Origin of the sequence: Calothrix sp. NIES-2100, assembly GCF_963875285.1 — a bacterium.
Taxonomy (GTDB): domain Bacteria; phylum Cyanobacteriota; class Cyanobacteriia; order Cyanobacteriales; family Nostocaceae; genus Aulosira.
Map to the genome: position 1 here is coordinate 9,748,272 of NZ_CAWNLA010000001.1, position 22,359 is coordinate 9,770,630.

At 40.5% G+C, this 22,359-nt stretch carries 18 protein-coding genes and 1 pseudogene; 4 read left to right on the top strand and 15 right to left on the bottom strand.

Translation table 11 applies throughout. From position 1 onward, the window contains the following. Nucleotides 1-33 precede the first annotated feature (33 nt). The 8 genes and pseudogenes from AACU32_RS39680 to AACU32_RS39715 all read right to left on the bottom strand — a co-directional run bounded on the left by AACU32_RS39680 (nucleotide 34) and on the right by AACU32_RS39715 (nucleotide 8,988). Complete coding sequence (locus AACU32_RS39680; RefSeq protein ID WP_339378734.1) at nucleotides 34-972, bottom strand: tetratricopeptide repeat protein; 939 nt, start codon at nucleotides 970-972, stop codon at nucleotides 34-36. A gap of 54 nt (nucleotides 973-1,026) precedes the next feature. Next, a pseudogene (locus AACU32_RS39685) lies at nucleotides 1,027-1,584 on the bottom strand (S1 family peptidase); the annotation flags it as partial. Further along, complete coding sequence (locus AACU32_RS39690) at nucleotides 1,581-2,420, bottom strand: S1 family peptidase (protein WP_339378641.1); 840 nt, start codon at nucleotides 2,418-2,420, stop codon at nucleotides 1,581-1,583. The pseudogene AACU32_RS39685 and the gene AACU32_RS39690, both read right to left, overlap by 4 nt. 23 nt (nucleotides 2,421-2,443) lie before the next feature. Continuing rightward, nucleotides 2,444-3,034, bottom strand: a complete 591-nt coding sequence (locus AACU32_RS39695; protein WP_096607674.1) for a COP23 domain-containing protein — start codon at nucleotides 3,032-3,034, stop codon at nucleotides 2,444-2,446. A 162-nt stretch (nucleotides 3,035-3,196) separates the two neighbouring features. After that, the gene (locus AACU32_RS39700) at nucleotides 3,197-5,602 is read right to left on the bottom strand and encodes an adenylate/guanylate cyclase domain-containing protein (RefSeq protein WP_339378642.1); all 2,406 of its coding nucleotides are present in this window, start codon (nucleotides 5,600-5,602) and stop codon (nucleotides 3,197-3,199) included. Nucleotides 5,603-5,891: 289 nt separating this feature from the next. Next, nucleotides 5,892-6,599: an actin-binding WH2 domain-containing protein gene (locus tag AACU32_RS39705; RefSeq protein WP_096607675.1), complete on the bottom strand. Its 708-nt coding sequence runs from the start codon at nucleotides 6,597-6,599 to the stop codon at nucleotides 5,892-5,894. A 49-nt stretch (nucleotides 6,600-6,648) separates the two neighbouring features. Beyond that, on the bottom strand, nucleotides 6,649-7,353 hold the full coding sequence (locus AACU32_RS39710; RefSeq protein ID WP_096607676.1) for an actin-binding WH2 domain-containing protein: 705 nt from the start codon (nucleotides 7,351-7,353) through the stop codon (nucleotides 6,649-6,651). A 90-nt stretch (nucleotides 7,354-7,443) separates the two neighbouring features. Next, on the bottom strand, nucleotides 7,444-8,988 hold the full coding sequence (locus tag AACU32_RS39715; RefSeq protein ID WP_096607677.1) for an FAD-dependent oxidoreductase: 1,545 nt from the start codon (nucleotides 8,986-8,988) through the stop codon (nucleotides 7,444-7,446). A 434-nt stretch (nucleotides 8,989-9,422) separates the two neighbouring features. Between AACU32_RS39715 and AACU32_RS39720 the strand changes: the two genes are divergently transcribed. Beyond that, nucleotides 9,423-9,914 (top strand): orange carotenoid protein N-terminal domain-containing protein, encoded by a 492-nt coding sequence (locus AACU32_RS39720; protein ID WP_096607678.1) that lies wholly within the window; start codon nucleotides 9,423-9,425, stop codon nucleotides 9,912-9,914. A 1,434-nt stretch (nucleotides 9,915-11,348) separates the two neighbouring features. After that, nucleotides 11,349-11,507 carry a hypothetical protein gene (locus AACU32_RS39725; RefSeq protein WP_339378643.1) on the top strand — a complete coding sequence of 53 codons (159 nt, stop codon included), beginning with the start codon at nucleotides 11,349-11,351 and terminating at the stop codon, nucleotides 11,505-11,507. Between the two features lie 138 nt (nucleotides 11,508-11,645). Here the strand turns inward: AACU32_RS39725 and AACU32_RS39730 are convergent, their stop codons facing one another. The 3 genes from AACU32_RS39730 to AACU32_RS39740 all read right to left on the bottom strand — a co-directional run bounded on the left by AACU32_RS39730 (nucleotide 11,646) and on the right by AACU32_RS39740 (nucleotide 14,410). Further along, on the bottom strand, nucleotides 11,646-11,939 hold the full coding sequence (locus AACU32_RS39730; protein WP_096607680.1) for a P-II family nitrogen regulator: 294 nt from the start codon (nucleotides 11,937-11,939) through the stop codon (nucleotides 11,646-11,648). Nucleotides 11,940-11,943: 4 nt separating this feature from the next. After that, nucleotides 11,944-12,921 (bottom strand): sodium-dependent bicarbonate transport family permease, encoded by a 978-nt coding sequence (locus AACU32_RS39735; protein ID WP_096607681.1) that lies wholly within the window; start codon nucleotides 12,919-12,921, stop codon nucleotides 11,944-11,946. Between the two features lie 574 nt (nucleotides 12,922-13,495). Beyond that, nucleotides 13,496-14,410, bottom strand: a complete 915-nt coding sequence (locus AACU32_RS39740) for a metallophosphoesterase family protein (RefSeq protein WP_096607682.1) — start codon at nucleotides 14,408-14,410, stop codon at nucleotides 13,496-13,498. Nucleotides 14,411-14,544: 134 nt separating this feature from the next. On the opposite strand from AACU32_RS39740, the gene AACU32_RS39745 reads away from it, so the two are divergent. Continuing rightward, nucleotides 14,545-15,429, top strand: coding sequence for a hypothetical protein (locus tag AACU32_RS39745; RefSeq protein WP_096607683.1), 885 nt, complete (start codon nucleotides 14,545-14,547; stop codon nucleotides 15,427-15,429). A 336-nt stretch (nucleotides 15,430-15,765) separates the two neighbouring features. Then, nucleotides 15,766-16,167, top strand: coding sequence for a DUF4278 domain-containing protein (locus tag AACU32_RS39750; RefSeq protein ID WP_096607684.1), 402 nt, complete (start codon nucleotides 15,766-15,768; stop codon nucleotides 16,165-16,167). 246 nt (nucleotides 16,168-16,413) lie between these two features. On the opposite strand, the gene AACU32_RS39755 is transcribed toward AACU32_RS39750, so the two are convergent. From AACU32_RS39755 to AACU32_RS39770, 4 genes are all read right to left on the bottom strand, one after another. Then, nucleotides 16,414-17,421 carry a transaldolase gene (locus AACU32_RS39755; protein WP_096607685.1) on the bottom strand — a complete coding sequence of 336 codons (1,008 nt, stop codon included), beginning with the start codon at nucleotides 17,419-17,421 and terminating at the stop codon, nucleotides 16,414-16,416. A 255-nt stretch (nucleotides 17,422-17,676) separates the two neighbouring features. Further along, nucleotides 17,677-19,107, bottom strand: a complete 1,431-nt coding sequence (gene pyk, locus AACU32_RS39760; RefSeq protein WP_096607686.1) for a pyruvate kinase — start codon at nucleotides 19,105-19,107, stop codon at nucleotides 17,677-17,679. A gap of 285 nt (nucleotides 19,108-19,392) precedes the next feature. Further along, nucleotides 19,393-20,436, bottom strand: a complete 1,044-nt coding sequence (gap, locus tag AACU32_RS39765) for a type I glyceraldehyde-3-phosphate dehydrogenase (protein ID WP_096607687.1) — start codon at nucleotides 20,434-20,436, stop codon at nucleotides 19,393-19,395. A 423-nt stretch (nucleotides 20,437-20,859) separates the two neighbouring features. After that, on the bottom strand, nucleotides 20,860-22,215 hold the full coding sequence (locus AACU32_RS39770) for a heterodisulfide reductase-related iron-sulfur binding cluster (RefSeq protein WP_096608381.1): 1,356 nt from the start codon (nucleotides 22,213-22,215) through the stop codon (nucleotides 20,860-20,862). Between the last annotated feature and the right edge of the window lie 144 nt (nucleotides 22,216-22,359).

Sequence of the window (22,359 nt, forward strand, 5' to 3'; positions counted from 1 at the left end):
AATAAATTTACTAGTTTATCAATGACAAGATACTTACCGACTTTGCAAGTATTGTAGTAATTTTTTTGTATCTGCAAGCAAGCGATCGCCCCAAAGATTTTGCTTGAGGAAATCCAAATCGCCATAGCGCTTATTGATGCGGAGTGCAGCTTGTCCCATTGCTAGACCCTGTTGGCGATCGCCTTTGGTATACAAGGCCACAGCCAATGCCAATAAAGGCTCTGGCGCTTGTTTATCTAAAGACACAGCAGTTTGCCATTGCTGAATTGCTCCTTGGATATCACCCTGCTCGTATTTAATTAAGCCAATGTTGTTAACTGCTGCCCAAAACTTCTGATCTTGGGAAATCGCTTTGTTGTACTGTGCGATCGCATCTGAAAATCGACCTAACTTATAGTAAGCGTTACCTAAATCAAATAACCCTTCTGGATCATTAGGTTTTAACTTCAAACCTGCTTGATAATTGACAATAGCTGGCTGGTATTTTTCCTGTTGAAAATTTGCCGAACCTATAGCAAATAAAACATCAGCATTCTTAGGATTGAGAGATTGGGCTTTTGTCAGAGCAGCGATCGCCTCATCAAAATTTTTAGTTTGCAAATATATGCCGCCTAAGAGAAACCAGACTTTATCATTCTTGGGTGCTAGGTAACTTGCTATCTGCGCTCGTGGCAAAGCCAAATCAAATTTTTGTGACTGTGCTGCCTGTGCCGCTTCTTGAGCTAAACTTAAGCCAGCTTTCTCAGCCTTATCTGGGTCTAGTTGCTGAGCTTGCTTTAAATCTTCAATAGCTTTTTGCTTGTCCCCATTATCCCAACGTTCTAGTGCTTGCTGGACGTAAGCTTGGGCATTACTTAGTACAGAGGATGTAGTTGAGATAGGTTTATTACCTGGTATATTCCCAACAGCGATCGTTGTTGGTTTTGCAGATGGTGCAAGAGTTAAATAAGTCTTCAACGGAATCCCTAACACCGCAGTACCACCCGCAATTGGATCAGTTCCTGCGCGTCCGTGAATACCAACTAACTTCCCTTGTTCATCTAGTATCGGACCACCACTCATTCCTTTAAACGACTGAACTGTATAATCCAAAGCATAGCCATCTTTTGGATTTGATAAAAGGCTAGAAATTTGCCCACTCAGAAATTTAAAGTTCCGTCCTGAAACACCAGATATTCCTGTGGGATAACCTGCTACATAAACTGTTTTACCCCCTGTAAGTTGGTCTGAATTGCCTTTGTCGGCAACCGGATAATTTTGGTTACTAGTAAACTGAAATACTGCTAAATCAACATTTCCTAAAGGCTTTACTTGATTGTGGTTGATGTTATATTGCCTACCATCTTCTGTCCTAACTGTATAGCTGCCTTCTAATCTCATTACATGCCAATTAGTGACAACAGTGTAAGTATCGCCTGTGCGTTCAATAATAATTCCAGAACCTGTATTAGCACCATCAATACGGACTGTAATCTTTTGAGCAATGGAATAAACTTCTGCGGGTGTCAACGCTGTGGCTACTGGCTGCACTATAACAATTGTTGCAGCAAATAATACTGCTGTCAGTCCACCAGCCAATCTCATGGTTGATTCTCCCGATGATTTTGTAATAGTTCTTTTTTAATCGGTACAGCCATACTAGATTGTGTAATTAGTTCTTGCAAGCGCGGTTCTGGCTGGGAACCATCTTGATAAACTTCCGGCGTATCCCACACTGGGTCTTTGTGTAAACTATTAATACCCACCACTTCACCATATTTATTTAACAATGGTGCGCCGCTCATCCCTTTACGCACATCATTGGTATACCCAATCTGGTAGCCTTGTTCTAAAGCTTTGTCTAACAATAGAGTTACTTTCCCAGCGGTAAACAAAAAACTATTTTTACTCTTCCTTTCTCCCTCCTCCCTAGCTCTGAGGGGGTTGGGGGTGGGGTGGTTTTGCGCCGTAAATCCACCCACAAACACCTCATCCCCTACTTGCAAACTAGACACATCTTTGACATTAGCTACTGTATAAACGACATCAGGGCTACGAAACTGCAACACAGCCAAATCTTTTTCCGCAAATTCTGCCACCTGCAACACAGAAGCTTGATAGACACGCCCATCTGGTGTTTGAATTTGATAGGGAGGTTTAGCAGTTCTCAGAACGTGAGCATTGGTGATGACTGTATAAATTTGACCTTCTCGTTGCAGTAGAGTTCCTGAACCGAGTAAATCTTTAGCGGAGATTTTAACAGCGATCGCCTTTGCCAATTGTTGCAATTGCTCTAGGGAAAGGGGAGCAGGCGATCGCAAAACTTTGGTAAATTTAGCAAAAGTACTGTCCTGTCTTGGCATTGCGAAAGAAATACCACCAAAACAAATCAGCAAGCACAGTGTATAACCAAGTCTGCTGTTTAGCCATTGCCAGTTCATTTTACATCCCCAGGAACTGCAAACTAAAAGCGAGGTTCTACATTATCAGCAGTCGAGCGATCGCACTGTTTACCATCTACCAGTTTCTTGACATCCAGATACAAATCACCTTGATCGTCGTAGCTAATAGCTTGACATCCACTCAAATCAATCGGTTGACCTGCTACACCACGGCGAAAATCAAGTATCTGTTTCAGAACTGCACCTGTGTCAGTTCCTGGTTTGAGGGTAACTAGTATATTCTCTGATGTACAAGGTACACCTTGACGATTGGCAATACATAAAACTGGATAGTTGTTGAAGTTATCTCTGGTAGTGATAAACAGCGAACCATTATCGTAATAGCGTTGAAACCTAGCGGAAACAACTTTACAACGCTTTGCTGGTGGGAACTTTTTAAAATCCTCAACTACCCAACGAATAAACGTTTCATTTCCCCGTGAAGTGCGTACCTTAGTAACTGGTACACCGCCTTCCTCGCTACAAAAGAATTTGTTATTTCCACCATAACTCGGCTGGTTGCTTGTGGTAGTAGCAACTGCCAACGCTAAAGCTGAAATCACAGAAGCTGTTGCTAGCCCTGGTAATATGTGAGCAAATAATCTCAGCTGCATATATTAAGTACTAATTACTAAAATATACCTTACTTTCAACCTAGCATTAATAGAGCAAGCTACAACGTCAATTTGCCATTTTTCGGAACTATTGCGGAGTAAACTCTCAGATCCCCGACTTTTTTAAAAAGTCGGGGATCTAAAACCTCACGAGTATCAGCATTATTTGCGCCCCATCAATAGATAAGTTGTCATTGTCCCTCCCCCTTGAACTGGAATTTCACCCCGCTTTGACAACATAAATTCATTACACAAACGCTCGTAAGTATTTTGTGTTACTTGAATTTGCCCAGGAATTCCCTGTGATTCCATGTAGCTAGCAAGAGTTACGGTTTCTCCCCAGCTTTGATAGTTAAATTTTTCTACCTCCATGATACCGAGGAGAACGGGGCCGCTATGGATGCCGATGCGGATGTTAAAGTGTTGGTGATGCTCGCTATTAAATAAGGCGATCGCAGTTTGCATATCTAAGGCCATGTGGGCGATGGCTTGTGCATGATCTGAGCGTCCTACCGGAAATCCACCCATTACCATATATACTTCATTAACAGTTTGGATTTTCTGAAGACTATATCGTTCACTCAGGCGATCAAAAGTGGCAAAAATGGGATTAAGTAAGCTTACCAATTGCATCGCACTCATGGAAGCAGCAATTTCGCTCAAGCCAACAATATCTGCAAATAAAACTGTCACATTAGCAAAGTCTTTGGCGATTGCATTTAGTTTTTGTGGCGGCACATAAAGAACTGGTGAGGAGATATTTTGCAACAAAAGTTTAGTTTGTTCCTGTTGATGACGCAGCGCTTCTTCTGCTAAGAGTCGCTGGGTGATATTGCGAAAAATCCCCCGAATAGCCGCTGGCTTTCCTTCGACAAATTTACAATTAATATTTCCCTCAAGAAAAATTGTTTGACCATTTTTTGTAATGAATGCAGTTTGCACTTGTTCTAAGTTTTCGCCAGACATCACGTTATAAAATTTTTGGCGGCTACGTGGTCTAAAATCTGGATGAATAATGTCAAAAATATTCATATTCCTGATTTCCGCTTTACTATAACCTAAGGTTTTTTCCCAAGCTCTATTGACATATAAAAAACGTCCATAAACATTCACCGACTGAATTAAGTCGTTAGCATTTTCCAATAAATCTCGATATCTTTCTTCACTTTCTACCAAAGCCGCTTCTGTATATTTACATTTGATAAAATTGGCAATTTGGTTACCAATCGCCACCATCAGTTGCAATAATTCTGTGTCTTTTTTTTGCACCTCTTTGCTGAAAAAAACCATGACACCAATAATTTTATTGTCGTCTAAAATCGGGAAACCAAACGCTCCGTGCAATCCAGCGGCGGCGGCGGCTTGCGATCGCTGCGAATCATCATTGGCAATATCCTTGATCCAAAGTGGGGAACGTCTCGCCCAAATTCGTCCAGGTAACCCTACACCAGAGTTATAAGTAGTTTGCCAAGTGATTGCTTTAAACTCTCGCACAGAAACTAATCTAGTTGACCTAATTTCTACACATCTCAGCACCACATTGCTATTAGCTTGCTCTAGCGATGTAGTAATATATTCACTTGGAGTCCACAATTCCCCTAAATCCCATCCGAGGGTTTGACAAATCGCCTGCAAAATTTTTGGCATTGCCTGCTTAACGCTTTGAGATTCTGATAAAATACGGGTGATAGCATACTGGGCACAAATCCGCTGCTCTCGGCGTTGGCGATCGGTAATATCCCGAGCAATATAGACAATATCTTCTAAAGTTTTGATCTGTTTAATCACAGAACAAGAAAAAGCAATTAACAACTTTTCCTTTTTTTTGCTGCGGCAAACTACTTCTATATTTGAGAACTTTTGCTGAGATAGGGAATCTTTTTGCAGCACATTTTGAAATAATGGATAATCATCAATTATTAAAGATATTGGCTGCCCAATTAATTCTGATTTACTGTAACCAAATAATTTTTCTGTAGCAAAATTTATTTTTTTTATGATTCCTAAACGACTTGTTACCAACAAGGCATCTGCCATTGAATTGATAACTTGTTCCATGTAATTCTTGTAGGCTATTAAAGTCGTTGAAAGGAGGCTAGCTTCATGATATTTTTGTGCTAATTTATGCTCTATAGCTAACCTTTCTGTCACCTCCTCAATCAAAACAATTAATCTATTTTCCGCGTATGACTCAAGTTGCTCATTGATAATATATATATCTATGTAGATTGACGATGTATGCTCTGAGTCTCGTCTAATTCCTGCGAGTTCAAATAATTCTTGTTCTCCTTTGAGAATAGATGCTAAAATATCCTCCAATCCGATGAATTCAGGAAAACTTAGGCGGACATCTTTCCCTAGTATTACCTCTTCAGGCTGAGCGGCAAACCTTTGTACTTCCTCAGACATATCTAAAATACGTAAATTCTCATCCAGTTCCAAACGTTCAAATTTCCGTTGAAAAGAAGGTTTATTAAAAATCCGCTCTAATACCTGGTATTTCATAGTAGTGAGGGAATAAGCTTTCCAGTTATAACTGAATGAAAACTCAGCATAAATTAGGGACATATATCCCCGTTACGAAGAGTGACAACTGAGAACTCAGTACTCAACATTCAGGTTTCACCATTCACAGATTACCACCACTGACAATTTTGTAAGCGATTTTTTCCAATATTTGTTATATATACAAAAATTAATACATTTGCTCTACTGATGATTGTTCTGTCTGCAATAAACTAAATATTATAACTTTGTTAAATATATAGTAATCATCAACTCTTCCCATACAACAAGATCCCCGACTTTTTAAAGAAGTCGGGGATCTGAAAGCTACTGATTTTTACAAGATATTTTACTAACGAAAACCCAATATCTCCGAGACTGCGGCGACAATATCAAGATAAAAATTACCACTCACGGCACGAAATAGTTCAAATTTAGAGCCAGGAGCGCCAAAAAATGGTCTTAAAAACCATCCTAATTGCATACCTACAAAAGCGTATAAAAATAACCAGGATCTTAAAATACTAGTGCGGGTTTTTTTGCCTACCTCATCTTGTTTTGAAAGTAACTGCATTCCTTCATAGAGAAATTTGATCCCAAATATACCTGTGATGCCAAAAATTAACACATTCAACAGTTTAAAAAATTGGTAAGAATTGGGAGCGGTGATCATAAAAAATAGCGTGACGGGAGCCAAGCTAAATAACAGCACACCAATTACTGATACAGCAGTGAGCAAAACCACAAAATGCTGTTGAATACTGCTCCGGGAACCAAATAAAACATTAAAAAAGAATAGAGTGGGAAAACAAATAATCAGTGTTAATAAATAAAACGCGGGAAGTTTGATAGCACCAGATAACGCTTGCGCCCAACTGTGGGATGCACCGATAATTGCACCGTAGATAGCAAAACAAATGGAACTGGAAACAAACAAAGCACTGATTTTACTTTGTAACCTGACTCCTTGGCTAATTTCCTCTAAGAAACCTTGGCGATCGCGAAGTAAACTGATGAGGATTCCAAACTGTTTATTTTTGTAAGATGGCTTCTCAAGCATATTGATGAATGTATTAACTAGTAATGAAAAAGAAAAAATTACCTAACCCCTAACGAAGTCCTAAGAGATAGCCAATAGCTTGTAAAACACTGAGGTAAAAACTACCTTCTCTATCTCTAAATAGTTGAAATATAGAACCGGGTGTACCAAAAAAAGGTCTGAGAGTCCATCCCAATTGACTGCCTACAAAAGCATACAAAAACAGCCACGAAAGGATAATTTTGCGGCGTGTGTTGCTACCTTCATTATCTTGCTCTAACACCACACTTGTGGCTTGGTATAAAGAAGAAATGCCGATAAATCCGGTAAAAGAAAATATCAACACATTCAGTAAGATTAAAAATTGATAATTATTGGTAGTAATTAAGAAAAAGAGTGTAATGGGTGCAAAGCTAAATAACAACACACTCGTTACAGAAACCGCAGTCAATACTAGGGCGAAATGCTGCCCAAAACTGCGTTTAGAACCAAAAATAATATTAGAGAAGTACAGCGTTGGTAAACAAATTAGCAGCGTAATTAAATAGAGTGCTGGTAGCTTAACCGCAGAAGATAAAGCTTGCATCCAGCTATGATATGCGCCAATAATACCGCCATAAATAGCCAGAAATAAGGAACTGCAAACCAATAACGAAATGATTTTATTAGGTAATCTGACACTTTGAGTAATTTCTTCTAAAAAAGCTTGGCGATCGCGCAGTAAGCCAATCAGGACTGTAAAGTATTTTATCCCCGAAGATTGCCGTTCAATCATCTTAATCCTCACACCAGGTTTTTGCAAGAAACGCGATTAATCATATTGACGATCATCGCGTCTATAAATTTTGTCAAGTTAGCTGTTAAGTTAACCGTCTAGATAATCACTGCCAGAACCATACTTCCAAGCATCAACCAAACGATGCCAATAATATTGTTGTTGGTTTGGCAGATACTTAACTAATGTTTCTAACATTGTACTCAACCAAAATAAGGCAGTATAAACACCTAAGTTAATGTAATGTACCACCCAATCCAATAAATTAATTAAACCTACTTGGGGAATTATTTTGGCAATTAATCCGGGATTTGCCAAAGCAGTTTTTAAAAGTGTTTGCGTTAAGGCTTTAAACTGCACTATATCTTGCAAAAATGGCTTGAGTACGCTTGTACCCAGCTTTTGCATTTCCTGAAACACTACTGAAAGCAGTTGGTTAATTTGCTCTGGAGGAATATTTTGATCTACACCCACACTCATCGCTTTTTGAAACAGCCAGGTAACAGCTAAACTTGGTTGATAGGGTTGCAACAAAGCCAGCGCTGTTGGAGATAATTGATCGGTTTGCAGTGCTTCTTGAATACCAAAAGTTAAACGTTTGAGGTGACGCACCATCGCACCAAAACCACCAAAACTTAAAGGTGATTGGCTACCGCTACTATCTCCAACTGGTAAAATCCGATTCCAAGGGGTTTTGAGGGGACTTTGGCGATATGTGGGAAAGAAGCCAAAGAGTGCCCGTTGAAACTTTAAGTTACTCAATTCTACACCCTGATATTCTGGTAGAAGACGGAGATATTCATCAAACAAAGCTTCTAAACCTAAGCGTTGTGGGTGCGCATCCATGTAGGTAAACAAGTAGGTGGTTCTTCCATCCCTAGCTGGGAAAGCTTCCCAGAAGTACTGGCACTGATTGTGCAAGGATGTAAATGATAACAACAAGTCACCAGTGTTATTTTCCGGAAAACCAGAAGCACAACTTCCCACAACTAAGCATAAAGCATCTGGTTTTTGTCCTTGACGTGCTTGCTGGGCGATCGCCGAAAAATGTCCCATCGCATCAATTAATAACCGGGTTTTGAGTTGGTTGTTTACCATCACCCCGTTGGGATGAACTACGGCTTCACTCAAAGGTGTGTTTTCCCACAACTCACCACCCGCAGCCAAAAATTTGGTTTTCAATGTCGCCAGTAGATACACAGGATCTACACCTATATTGAGAACATCCTCTACCCAAACTTCTGTACCACCTTGAAAGCTGACTCTGGCTGGGTTATATTTAGTGGCGATCGCTTGTTCTAATTCTGCATTTGTCAGCAGATTTAATTCCAAAAACACTTCTAACTCTGTACGGGAGATATTCCACTCTTGTTCTCTACCACGGAGAATCCCCCGTTCAATTAACCCGACTTTGAGTCCTTGCACAGCCAAAGCGCAACCAATTAAAATACCCAAAGTCCCACCGCAGACAATCACATCCCACTCTACGCTATCTAAAAGTTGATTGTTCTCTTTGACTACCGTGGGGATCGGTGCTGTATCTTCCCGCAGTGATGTTAACATGCGATCGCTCCGGCGTAAGTTAGCGATCGCATCGCCTGGTAGTTGGGAGAGAATATCTTCGGTGATGCTCATATTGAAAAACCCTCTCTAATTCTTGTGCTTAATAGGCTAGACCACTTTCAGCATAGAGGGTAAATGCGATCGCCTTGTTCAACTTATTAGTCCAAAGTCAATAGTCTAAAGTTAATAGTCAGTTGTTCTTAGTCTGATAACCAATGACCAATGACCATTCAAAATTGCCATTCTCTTTTAGATTTTAAGTTCATATACATCTGTCTTCAGTCAGGTAAAAAATTTAATTTTATCTGATACTTTTGATTGCTCAATTTAATCTTTAAAAGTAGATTTACCCATCTGTAATCCTTGCCCCATCTGTATTTGTGTGAATTTACGAGCAGTCTTTTACTTAATCTTTATACATCTGTCTTCAGTAGGGTTAAAGCACAGATCTAACTTTGTTACGGTTATTTGTGACATCGAAGAATTAATTATCAGCGGAGTTTGTAATGACATACACCCAAACTGGCGACCAAACCATTCGAGAACATGTTCAAGCTTGGCAAAAATTGGATGTGGATCAACAACTCGCTTTGTTTTGGTTCATCTACAAAGAAATGGGTAAAGCAATTACACCAGCAGCACCAGGTGCTAGCACAGTTTCTCCAGAGATTGCAGAAGGTTTGTTCAATCAAGTCAAAGAACTATCTCATGAAGAACAACTACAAGTTCAGCGGGATTTAATTAACAAAGTTGATACTCAAATTTCCCGCGAATATGGTTCCCTTGGTGATACCACCAAGCTACTATTTTGGTATCGTTTATCTCAGGGTATGGATAACGGCACTATCATCCCTGTACCTGACGATTATCAACTTCCCTCAGAATCTCAAGCTCTTTTAGGTAAAATTAAAGGATTAGCTTTTGAGCAACAGATTACTCTTTTCCGCGATTACGTTGCACCAATGGGTGCTGAAGCAAAAGCTGGTGCTGAAATTTAAAATTTGAACTTCTGCCAAACTTGCTTCCTATGGCTTAAAGCTATAGGAAGCTTAGAGAACTCCAAAAAATAAATTATGCCAAATTGTAGGGGCGGGGTAACCCCCATTGGTGTCAACTTAAGTCAAAACGCTTATTCCACAGGCATTTTACCCCACCCCTCAATCCCCTCCCCGTAAACGGGGAGGGGACGTTTTGCGTCAGCAAAACTGGGGTGGGGTAGCGCGGATCTTGGTGGTACGTGATTTTGTATCAAATCATATCCAGGCAAGGGTTTCACGTTAAGTTGACACCAATGGGTAACCCCGCCCCTACGAGTTGCGGGTTTGGTAAGGTAATGATTGGAATATTTTTTTATTTGTAAGTCCCTTAGAGAATGTTTGAAAAGTGGCAAAGTTTACTAGAAACCTCTCCCCTTGTAGGGAGAGGTTTTAAAATCCCCCCCCCTTCCCTACAAGGGAAGGGGGGGTTAAGTTTTTGCGGCTTAAGTGTTACCAAAAATACTTTACAAACAATCTCTTAATATTAAAATTGCAAATTTTCTAAATTAAGAAAATTACACTTGATCCACAAGAATTTTATTTACTCATGAACTGGCTAATTTTGGGTTATGTTTTAGTTAAATTTCCGGAAAAAATCACAATTATCACTAGATAATTGTGAGAAAAGTATTTCATAGTTATTTTGTACTAAAAAATAAAATCCCCACATATTAATGTGAGGAAAATACGTGTGAGTCGTTACATAAGTGTCCTACCAAACATGAGTTTAGAATTAGCAAGTCAATTGAATATCTACCTAAAGCATTAATTAAAAAAATTGAGAGATTAGATTTACTCACTACGCTGGTTATTAAACAAGAAGACAATAGGTAATTAGATTAATCGAAATAAACATAAGCATCTTAAGAAGGGGAAAGGGTAAAGGGAAAGGGGGGAAAGGTTTTCCCCTTCCTACAAAACTTTACATAGTTCGCTTTAATTGCGCCTACTTACTGATAAAACTTAATATTTACATGTATTAATTACTACGACTTTTTGTTACTGAATATTTAAGTCTTTGGATAGATAGCAAAATATACCCAATGGACGAAAGCATTTTACGGTCAGCAGTTTGATAATAAATATTGCTGGTATATTACTTTTTAGCCTGCCCTGGGGTTACTCAGGGTTTTATATTGCCTGAAAGTAAGTTTAAAGAAATATTACATGAGTTTACTGAATTTTTCGTTACAGTGTGAGTGATTTTCAATCTCTGAATATTTCTTAACACATGCCTTGTGACTTTAGGTAAAATCACGGGAAAGATAATAAAGGTCTGGGCAAGGTATACCTATGATTAAGCTTTTTTACCTACTCCAGGCTTGTCACAAGTAATTCTGGAGAGCAGGAATGATAGAAAATTTGATACACTTAACTAACAAAAATACAGATGCAATGGTAGATATAGTTTTTGGATTTTACTTAGATGGAGATGCTATTGATAGACAACAAATTGAACGTGAATTGATAGACTTAGGGACTAAACATCAGCTAGGTAATGGCAGAGAATTAGTACAAAGATTGCGAAAATTAGCATCAGATAGAGGATTATAGTTCAATCCAGATTTTTGGGCTAAATAGGATGAAGTTAGCATCTTATTCTTTGTAAAAAATTAGATCCCCGACTTCTCAAAGAAGTCAGGGATCTTTGTTCTTGTCTTATTTCTCTACAAGTGTCTCTAGCAAATTTATTTAATGTGCAATCCACTTGGCATCAGAAACAATACATACACCGCCAAATTTTTTCAAGATAGGTGTAATTGCGTCTACTACCTGGTACTCTTGTTCTTCTGTGCAAATGCTTAATACATATGCATTTGTGAGGGCTTGGATTTCTAAATCGTCAATGATGCTACCTCTATCGCCTTTACCCGTTACATCTTTAATAATGGTGTAGCCGGAAACGCCTATCTTGTCTAAAATCTTGATAACTTGGGGAATTTCTAGGGAATTGGTAATAATTTCTAACCTTTTTACACTTTCCATTTTGTTAAACTCCCATACTTTTGATGATGTTCATATATAAAGGAATTCCGACAATAATGTTGAAAGGAAAAGTTAGTGCCAATGCCATAGAAACATATAAGCTGGGATTGGCTTCAGGAACTGTCATTCTCATCGCTGCTGGTACTGCAATGTAAGAAGCACTGGCGCACAAAACAGCAAATAAAAGCGCATTTCCTTGAGAAATGCCAATGCATTTAGCGATGATGATTCCTACAATGGCATTTGCTACAGGCATAAATATAGAAAATGCTATTAAAAAAGACCCGGTTTTACTCAGGTCTTTAATTCTTCTAGCAGCTACTATCCCCATGTCAAGTAAAAAGAATGATAAAACCCCATAAAAAATTTGTTGCGTAAATGGTTGCAGCTTCTCCCATCCTTTTTCTCCTGTGAGGATGCCGATAATAACACTACCAACTAAAAGAAATACAGAACCATTGAGAAAAGCTTCTCGCAGCACTTCACCCCAAGAAAATTCTCCTTTTTCTTTTTCACCAGTTTGAGCAAATATTCTCACTAATAAAATTCCCACAACAATTGCGGGAGATTCCATCAGCGCTAAAGCTGCAACCATATATCCATCAGAGGGAAGACTTATAACTTTGAGGAAAGACTGAGCAGTAATAAAGGTCACTGCACTAATAGATCCGTAAGTTGCAGCAATAGCTGCTGCATTGTATGCATCTAGTTTGATTTTGAGGATAAAAAATGAATATATAGGCACGACACAAGCCATTAAAATAGCTGCAATCAGTGTTATTGCTATTTGTGGACTAATTCCACTCTCCTCAAGTTCATATCCTCCCTTAAATCCAATTGCGAGTAGAAGATACAAAGAAAACAACTTAGGTAAAGGCTGGGGAACTTCTAAATCAGATTTAAACAAAATAACTAGCATTCCCAGGAAGAAAAACAATACTGGTGGATTGAGTATGTTAGTTAATATGAGGCTAGAATTCATTGGTGATAACCCTAAGTTGAAAAGAGATGACTTGCTGACAAGATGTGAGAGCGTAAAAGATTAATTAATTATTGTTGCTGATTGTTAAGTCTTTTCAGGACTATATTTCAATGTTATGAACAGCCAGTGACAATTACTTGTCAAAGTTGTGACTAAGGCTGAAAATCTTGTGTTTTTATGTGATTAAACCACACAGAGTTTTATTGATAAGGCTTTGGATGATGATTTGCCGATAAATAATCAGTTATTTTGTAAGTATATTCACTGTAAAATTGCTGATATTTTAATAATTACTACAATCTCTCTGACTAAATGCGATCGCCTAGGGTTGAAGGGATTGTTTGGGCGATCGCTGTTCCTGTAATAGCCATTTTAGAGACTAAACTTCAGCTTTCATTATAAAAGTTTACAAATATATTGCTGGAGGATATAGCATTCCTAAATCATTCCTGAGAACTTAGATCCCCGACTTCTTTAAAAAGTCGGGGATCTGGAATGAGCAAATGTTAATAACGCTGTATGTAATTTATTTGCTGGGCAGTGCCTACCTTACATCTAATTATATAGCCAGGGATTAAGCTGATTTAAACTGAATAAATCCCCGATCAAAAACGCGGTTATCAGTGCCAATGCCGCTTAATTCTATTCTATCTGCATAGACTTCATAGGCAGCAAAACTTAAATCGCTAGTAGAGTATTCTGTCCACTCATTTTTACCTACAGGACGATGACCTGCACCTGCGCCACATATTAAATAAGTTGTGCCATTAATGGAACGGGTGCGTTCATAATGGTGTTCATGACCGTTGATATAAAGTTGTACGCCGTATTTTTGAAATAGAGGAGTGAAAGTTTTAATGAATTCGGGATTACTACCATAGACTCCCGATGCATAAATTGGATGATGTCCAAATACTACTTTCCATGCAGCTTTGCTAAGACTTAATTCTTTTTTTAACCAAGTTAGCTGATTTTCCCAGTCAGCATTACCGTTAGTATCTAAGGCAAAAAATTGTACATTACCCCGACTAAATGTATAGTAGCGTCCCTTCATATTAAAGCCGGGATATTTAACTTCCAAATCGCCGTTGGCAGTGCGAATATCATGATTACCTAAACAAGCTTGAAATTTCACACCTTGCTTGAGTAAATCTTGATAAGGACGTTCAAATACATCGCCAATTTTTTCAATTTCACCGTTGTTATAAATGTTATCTCCGGCTAACACTACTAAATCGTAAGGATTTTGTTGATGATAAAGAGTCATCGCTCTAGCTACAGCATACTGTCCTTTAGCACCTGTACCTGTGTCTGCAACTGACACAAAACGTAGTAGTAAGTCTTTTTTGGGGGGATTGGCGGCGATCGCTTTGTTTGATTGCGCAAAATCAGCACTTTGCCTATTTTGCCGAGTTAATATCCCGGTTAATCCTGTACCAATCAAACCAAGGCTAGTTAAAAATAAAAATTTGCGGCGTTTTAGGTTCATAAATGATTAAGTTCAACAATTAGTTAGTTTAGCCTGAGCAATGGGCAATGAAGTGATACATTAAGGCAGAAGTAGCTGCATTGCTAACAATGTATTTGATTTTTATTTGATTCGTTGCTCTTGGTGAAAGTTCCATGTCGCAAGACAATCAAAATCGACAACGTCCCCGAAAACCCGATCAGAGAAACCAGCCAATTTGGAAGTCTACTATTATCCAATTTCTCAGAGGGACAATTAGGCTGTTAGAGACTACGGTGGTGAAGCTGGAAACAGCACCGCCACCGGGAACTGAGGAAACTCCTGGCTTTTGGGGTGGATTGCTAGCTAAAATCCGCGCTGTTTTACCAGCAAATTTGTCTGCAAAGTTGTCAGATACAGCTTTAACAGGGATTATTGCTAGTATTGCTGTGATTTTAGTTTGGACAACTACAAGCTTGTTCACTAATAAGCCGGCTGAGGTAGCAACGGTTCAGCCTGATGGTAGTCGAAGGGTTCCCCCGGTTGAGGAGATTCCTGCGCCAACGCCAATACCCACACCAACAATAACTACTCCACCTACGCCAGAGTTAGCAACGCCAGAACCGCCAGCACCAGAAGAAATTACGCCGTCACCAGAAATAGAACCGACACCAACACCGCAACCAACACCAGAACCAACACCAGAACCAACGCCAGCTGTGCAATTGACGCCAGAACAAGTTTTAATAGCAGCTATCGAAAATCAAGTAGCCCAAATTAGCGATCGCATTGCCTCTGGTCTGATAAAATCCATTCAAGCCAATTTTCGTACTAGTAATTTAACTATTAAAATTAGTGACGATTGGTACAGTCTCACAGAATCTCAACAGGATAAACTCGCAGCCGATATTCTACAACGCTCTCAAGAACTTGATTTCACTCATTTAGAGGTGGTTGATTTTCAAGATCGCCTGGTAGCGCGAAATCCAGTTGTGGGCAATGAAATGATTATTTTTAAGCGGCGAATAATACCAGTCGTCGAAAAAAAATCAGTAAGTTGACGTAAAAATTATTGTTGGGTTAAAGCTGGGGGTAGAGGTAGAGTCCAGGGGGTAAAAGACTTACTGCGTTTAAGTTATATTTTCTTCGTTTAAGCGCTTTACAATACCTTAAAATAAATATTGAAAATTATACCGATGTCTTAGATAAGACTAAGTGCAAAAATATAAGTATCAAACTTCAGCGAGTTGCAGATAAATAATATACCAATGAACCTAGTCAAGTTCTGGTGATTCTATGTCTGCCATATATCTGACTTTGACTTGAAAAATAAGGGATTGCTAAACACTAAACATGTATGGCATTACCTGTAGAAACCAGCAAGCATCCACAAAAAAATGAAACTCTACTATCGCGGCCTTACTTACGAATATAATTCCTCAGAAGCAGCTAAAAAAGTAACAAAACCATTTGAGCCAGTTCGCCATAAAGGTTCTGCTTATAACTTGACTTATCGTGGGCTAACCTACCGTGTTGACCCTAATATTGAGCCTAGGCAAGTTCAAGCACCAACAGTAGCTTATCAATTAATGTATCGAGGAATCGTCTATTGTGTGGAGAGAACGCATACAGGAGAAGTTTCTACAACATTCTCTCAACCTGTGAATTGCGTCCCCGCAATGAAACCAAAATCTACCCTAATCACCGATTCCCATAATCACAATCGAATTCCTAGCTTCTTCAATTTCAATTTCTCGCTATCGCGCTTTATTAAGGCAATAAGTGCAATATTCCTGTAGTAATAATTTTGAACGCAGGAATCATCTCATCTGTTGCTAATAACTCAAGTTCAGGTAGACATCAACTGTCAAAAAACGTTCTATTGTGCTGGCTTGTCTGATTTACGTTATTCTTTGTGTCTGTGCATGTGGCAAAAAAATATATATAGCAGTCCTATTTGATTTGTCAAAATCGATAGTCTAAGATCCCCGACTTCTTGAAGAAGTCGGGGATCTTGTAACGCATCAATATTAATGCAACGAATACTAAGCTACAGAAGTAGTAGATTTAGCTTCTAGGGTAGCCAGTCTGTTAGCTAACAGTTTTTCGAGGTCTTCTAAAGCTTTGGTGAATCCTTGAATACCTTCTGCTAGTTTGTCAGTAGCCATGCGATCGCTGGCGTGCATTTTGTCAAAGGTGGCTTTGTCGATGGAGATTTTTTCAATTTCCAAGCTGGCTGCATTAGCGGGGTCGAGTTTGCGGGGTAGTTCGCCAATGGTTGCTTGCAATTCCGCTAACAGTGATGGGGAAATGGTGAGCAAATCGCTACCTGCTAATTCGGTAATTTCGCCAATGTTACGGAAGCTAGCGCCCATAACTTCGGTTTTGTAGCCGAATTTCTTGTAATAGTTGTAAATCGTGGTTACAGACAATACACCTGGGTCTTCTGCGGCGGGGTAGCTGTCCCGTCCGGTATCTTTTTTGTACCAGTCGAGAATCCGACCGACGAAGGGAGAAATCAGGGTCACACCAGCTTCGGCACAGGCGATCGCTTGGTGCAATCCAAATAGTAATGTTAGGTTACAATGAATACCTTCTTTCTCTAGGATTTCCGCAGCCCGGATACCTTCCCAAGTGGTGGCGATTTTAATTAAAACGCGATCGCGGGAAACTCCCGCAGCTTTGTATTGGGCAATTAATTCTCTAGCTTTGGTAACAGTGGCTTCGGTATCGAAGGACAACCGCGCATCTACTTCTGTCGATACCCGACCGGGGATGATTTGTAAAATTTTCAGCCCAAAAGCTACCGCCAAACGGTCAAAAGCGATAGTCACAATTTGCGCTTGGGTTGCACCTGCGCCTGCATCTTTCTTCGCTTGGAGTAAAGTCTGATCGACTATTTCCTGATACTCTGGCATTTGTGCAGCCGCAGTAATCAAGGAAGGATTGGTGGTAGCGTCTTGGGGTTTGAACTTTTCAATGGCTTGGATATCGCCGGTATCCGCAACCACAACAGTCATGGTGCGCAGTTGTTCTAGTAAATTTTTAGACATAAATTGCTCCGTGATTCTTGTTTAGGATTTACCTGAAGTGTAAAGGCGGAAATATAAATGATGAAAAAACTTACTCTTCTCTTTATAGGTGCTTACTTTCATACTTCATACTTCATCCTTCATCCTTCAGATAACTTTTTTCCCTCGTGTTTACACTCTTTGCTGTGGCTTCAATTCTGATTCTGGCAACTTTTCTTAATTTTTGCCCAAACAAGTATTCTTACTGTCTTGAGCCTCGGCTCCATTGTAGATGCCTTATGCCAAAATCGGCTGTCCAATAGAATGCACTTTAATTAAACTAGTTGTTCCTGATTTACCAATTGGAACACCAGAGGTAATCACTACTTGCTCACCGTCTTTTGCCAAACCCATGTCTACGACTGTGTTCACCACATTCATAAACATTTCTTCTGCATTATGTACTGGCGGAATTAGCAAGGGTATTACACCCCAAGAAAGTGCTAGCTGGCGGTAAACAGTTTCTTCGGGGGTAAGGGCAATAATTGGTGTTGATGGGCGGTATTTAGAAACCAGTTGCGCTGTACTCCCCGAAGAAGTGTTACAGAGAATTGCCTTTGCGCCGATTTCATAGGCAATTCGACAGACTGCTTCGGCTACAGATTCGGTGACACTGAGACTACCTGCTTCATGACACCAAGAATGCTTACCACCTTCTTCTAACGACTGTTCTGTGCGCATGGCGATATTATGCATAATCTGGACAGCACCGACGGGATATTCACCCACAGCCGTTTCCCCAGACAGCATGACAGCATCCGTACCATCCCAGATGGAGTTGGCAACATCGGTTGCTTCGGCACGGGTAGGATCGGGGGCGCTAATCATCGATTCCAGCATTTGCGTGGCGGTAATGACTGGTTTGCCAGCGCGATTGCAACGGCGAATAATATCTTTTTGAATGTGGGGAACTTCGTGAATCGGCATTTCTACGCCTAAATCACCACGGGCAATCATAATAGCGTCGGCGGCTGCGAGGATGCTATCAAAGTTTTTGATCGCTTCTGGGCGTTCGATTTTGGCGATTACCCGAATTTTTGCTCCCGCAGCTTCAATCATTCTTTGGGCTGGTTCGAGGTCTTGGGCTGATTGGACAAAGGAGACTGCTACCCAATCCACACCCAACTGAATACCAAACCGTAAATCCTGCAAATCTTTTTCGGTGATGGAACTGACGGGGAGACGAGTTTCTGGTAGGTTTACCCCTTTGTGGGTGGAAATTAAGCCACCAATTTTGACATGGGCGCGAATGCGATCGGCATCGCGATCGCTCACAACTAATTTTACACGACCATCATTAATCGAAATTGGTTCACCTGGTCGTACCATTGCAAACAAAGTCGGCAATGGCAAAGGTAGTTCGTCAGTACTTTCACCCTTATCTTGTAAAACAAAAGTGACATCACTACCAGCTTCCACCATTAGCCCTTCCGGTGGCAATTTTCCCAAGCGAATCTTCGGGCCACAAAGGTCTTGCATAATTGCGATCGGCTTTCGCTGCTGACTACTAATCTGCCTCAAATAGCGAGCCGTCTGGGCATGAAATTCATAAGCCCCGTGAGAAAAATTCAGCCGTGCCACATTCATCCCAGCTTCTACCAACGCTTGTAGCCGCTCAGGAGCAGATGTAGCAGGTCCAACAGTACAGATAATTTTGGTTCGACGCATAGGGATTAAGGGTTGAGGAATAGCCTGGGGTTTTCTCCATAACCTGCGACCTGGACAGCTAACGCGCCCAAATTCACAAGTGCTTCATATCACTTTCCTGCTCAGTAAAATCACTTTTTAATCCAGTTTTGCTATCAAAATTATGCGTCGTTTTACCAATCCCAAAAGTCCAAAATCAACAGTCAACAGTCAACAGTCAACAGTCTAGATTTTCTTGACCATTAACAAATGACCAATGACCAATGACCAATGACAAATGACCATTGACCATTGACCATTGACTCATCAAGCCAAAGCTACTGCTGAGGCAAGTTTTTCTTTCTGTGCCATAGATAACATTAGGTCAACTACACGATTGGAGTAGCCCCACTCGTTGTCGTACCAAGCAACCACCTTGAAGAAGTTGGAGTTCAGTTCAATCCCAGCTCCTGCGTCGAAGATACTGGAATGAGTATCACCCTGAAAATCTGTAGATACTACTTCTTCGTCAGTATAGCCAAGTATTCCTTTTAGCTCACCTTCAGCCGCTGCTTTCATCGCCGCACAAATTTCTTTGTAACTAGTGGCTTTGGCTGTCTTAAATGTTAAATCAACTACAGAAACATCGGGAGTGGGCACTCGGAAAGCCATACCCGTCAACTTACCCTTTAATTCTGGCAAAACCAGCGCCACGGCTTTAGCTGCGCCTGTGGAAGAAGGAATAATATTTTGGGCTGCACCCCGACCACCCCGCCAGTCTTTCTTACTCGGCCCGTCTACAGTTGGCTGGGTAGCAGTCATGGCGTGAACTGTGGTCATCAACCCTTCAGTCAAGCCAAAATTGTCATTGATCACCTTAGCTACGGGAGCCAGACAGTTGGTGGTACAGCTGGCATTGGAAACAATAGTATCCTTACTGGGGTCAAATAGGTGATGATTAACACCCATCAGCAAGGTAGGAACCAGTTCTGGATCTTTGGTAGGAGCCGAAATTACTACCCGCTTTGCACCAGCTTTCAGATGATTTGTTGCTCCCTCTTGGCCAGTAAAAAGACCTGTAGCTTCCACAACATAATCTACACCCAATGTACCCCAAGGCAACTCAGCCGGATTGCGAACCGACACACAAGGGATGAAATGTCCATCAATGACGATGCCATCTTCGCGAGCTTGTACCTCACCTTTAAATTTACCGTGAGTTGAATCGTATTTAAACAGATAAGCCAAATTATCTGGTGGTACTAGGTCGTTAATCCCCAGAAATTCAATATTGGGGTTATTAATGCCAGCGCGAAGCACAAGCCGCCCGATACGACCAAATCCATTAATGCCAACTTTCAACTTCGTCAAAATTAACCTCCTGTTGCGATCGCCCAAACTCAGGCTATTATCCTATCTTCAACGCTGCATTCAGCTTGGATAGTTTTGGTCTGACTTAGCTGATCGTTACAGCCAACAGAGGACTAAAGCCTATTTTCTTGGCATCTTTTAAGGTTTTGACCCCTCAATTTAGATAAAAAAGTTCTCTCGCATACCCGAAATAACGCCCACAGGCTGGAAGCTTGGGGCTATCCCTACAAAGCCCACCTTCGTGGGCTAAAGAATTCAGCCCACGTACGACGGAGTCGTTCCCGAAGGGTAGGTGGGCTTTGTTAGATTAGCCGCACCCTTATAGGGTGACGGCGGGATTGCGGGATCAGCGAGGGATATTAACCCTAATTCGCCAGCAGTATCCTTGAAGAAGTCGGGGATCTAGGAAACTATATAGGCAAATTAAATCACCAACTTCTCTCCCCGAATTGAGTAATCCAACAATTCCATTGGGTGAATCACAGAGATTTTCTTACCTTGCGAATGCAAATGCTTGGTAATCTGCAATGTACAGCCAGGGTTAGCAGAAGCAATTAAATTTGCCCCAGTATTGAGTAAATTCTGTACTTTTTGCTGACCCAATTCTTCCGCCACTTCTGGTTGCAGCATATTATAAACACCAGCACTACCACAACACAAAGCTGCATCTAAGGGTTCTTTTAACTTCACCCCAGGAATTTGTCGCAACAACTGACGCGGTTGGACGCTAATTTTTTGTCCATGTAATAAATGACAAGCATCTTGATAAACCAAATTCACCGGCTTATCTGTAATTGGCAAAAGTTTCGCTGTTAAACCCACATTTGCCAAAAATTCTTGCGCATCTTTCACCTTAGCAGCAAATTGTTGCGCTTTTTCCCGATATTCTGGGTCATCTGCTAAAATATGACCGTATTCTTTCAATGTATGTCCGCAACCAGCAGCATTGATAATCACAAAATCTACATTAGTATTAGCAAAACTATCAATCATCTGTCTGGCTAAAGCCTTCGCTTGTTCTGTTTGTCCTTGGTGTTCGGGAAGTGCTGCACAACAACCTTGCGATTGGGGAATCACAACTTCACAACCATTTGCAGTTAATACCCGCACCGTGGCTTCATTCACAGGAGAGAAAAACAGCCGTTGTACACATCCCAAAATCATCCCGACTCGGTAGCGCTTCTCACCTTTGGCGGGGATAACCGTCGGTAAATTATTTTGAAAAGTTTTCAAAGTAATTTCTGGCAGAATTGATTCCATTGCTGCCAACCTGGGAGATATACTCTTGAGTAAACCCGTAGCGCGAATCAGTTTAGAAAAACCCAACTTTTGATAAACCATCAACGGCACAAGTAATATTCTCAAAATATCGGGGTTGGGAAATAGGGAAAATATCATTTTCCTCACCAACGTATCTGGTAAACTGCGCGAATAATTACGTTCAACTTGGTGACGAGTTGCAGAAATTAACTTGTCATACTGCACTCCAGAAGGACAAGTTGTCACACAAGCCAGACACCCCAAACAAGAATCAAAATGTTCTACCGTTGCGGTATTTAGTGCAATTTCACCCTCATTAATTGCATCCATTAAATAGATACGTCCCCTAGGGGAATCCATCTCCTTACCGAGTACCCGATAACTAGGACAAGTTGAAAGACAAAATCCACAATGGACACAACTATCAATTAACTTTGGATCGGGTGGATGATTTTCATCAAACCCCTGTAAATTCTTCAAACTCGCCGTATTATTCACAGAATTTTCGGAAATTTGCATATTTGTCATTTGTCATTTGTCATTTGTCATTTGTCATTGGGCATTGGGCAAATTTTTATTCTCCCCTTGTCCTCCTTGTCCTCCTTGTCCTCCTTGTCCCCCTCATCCCCTCTGCGCCCCGGTCGCCGAGCGGAGTCGTACCCT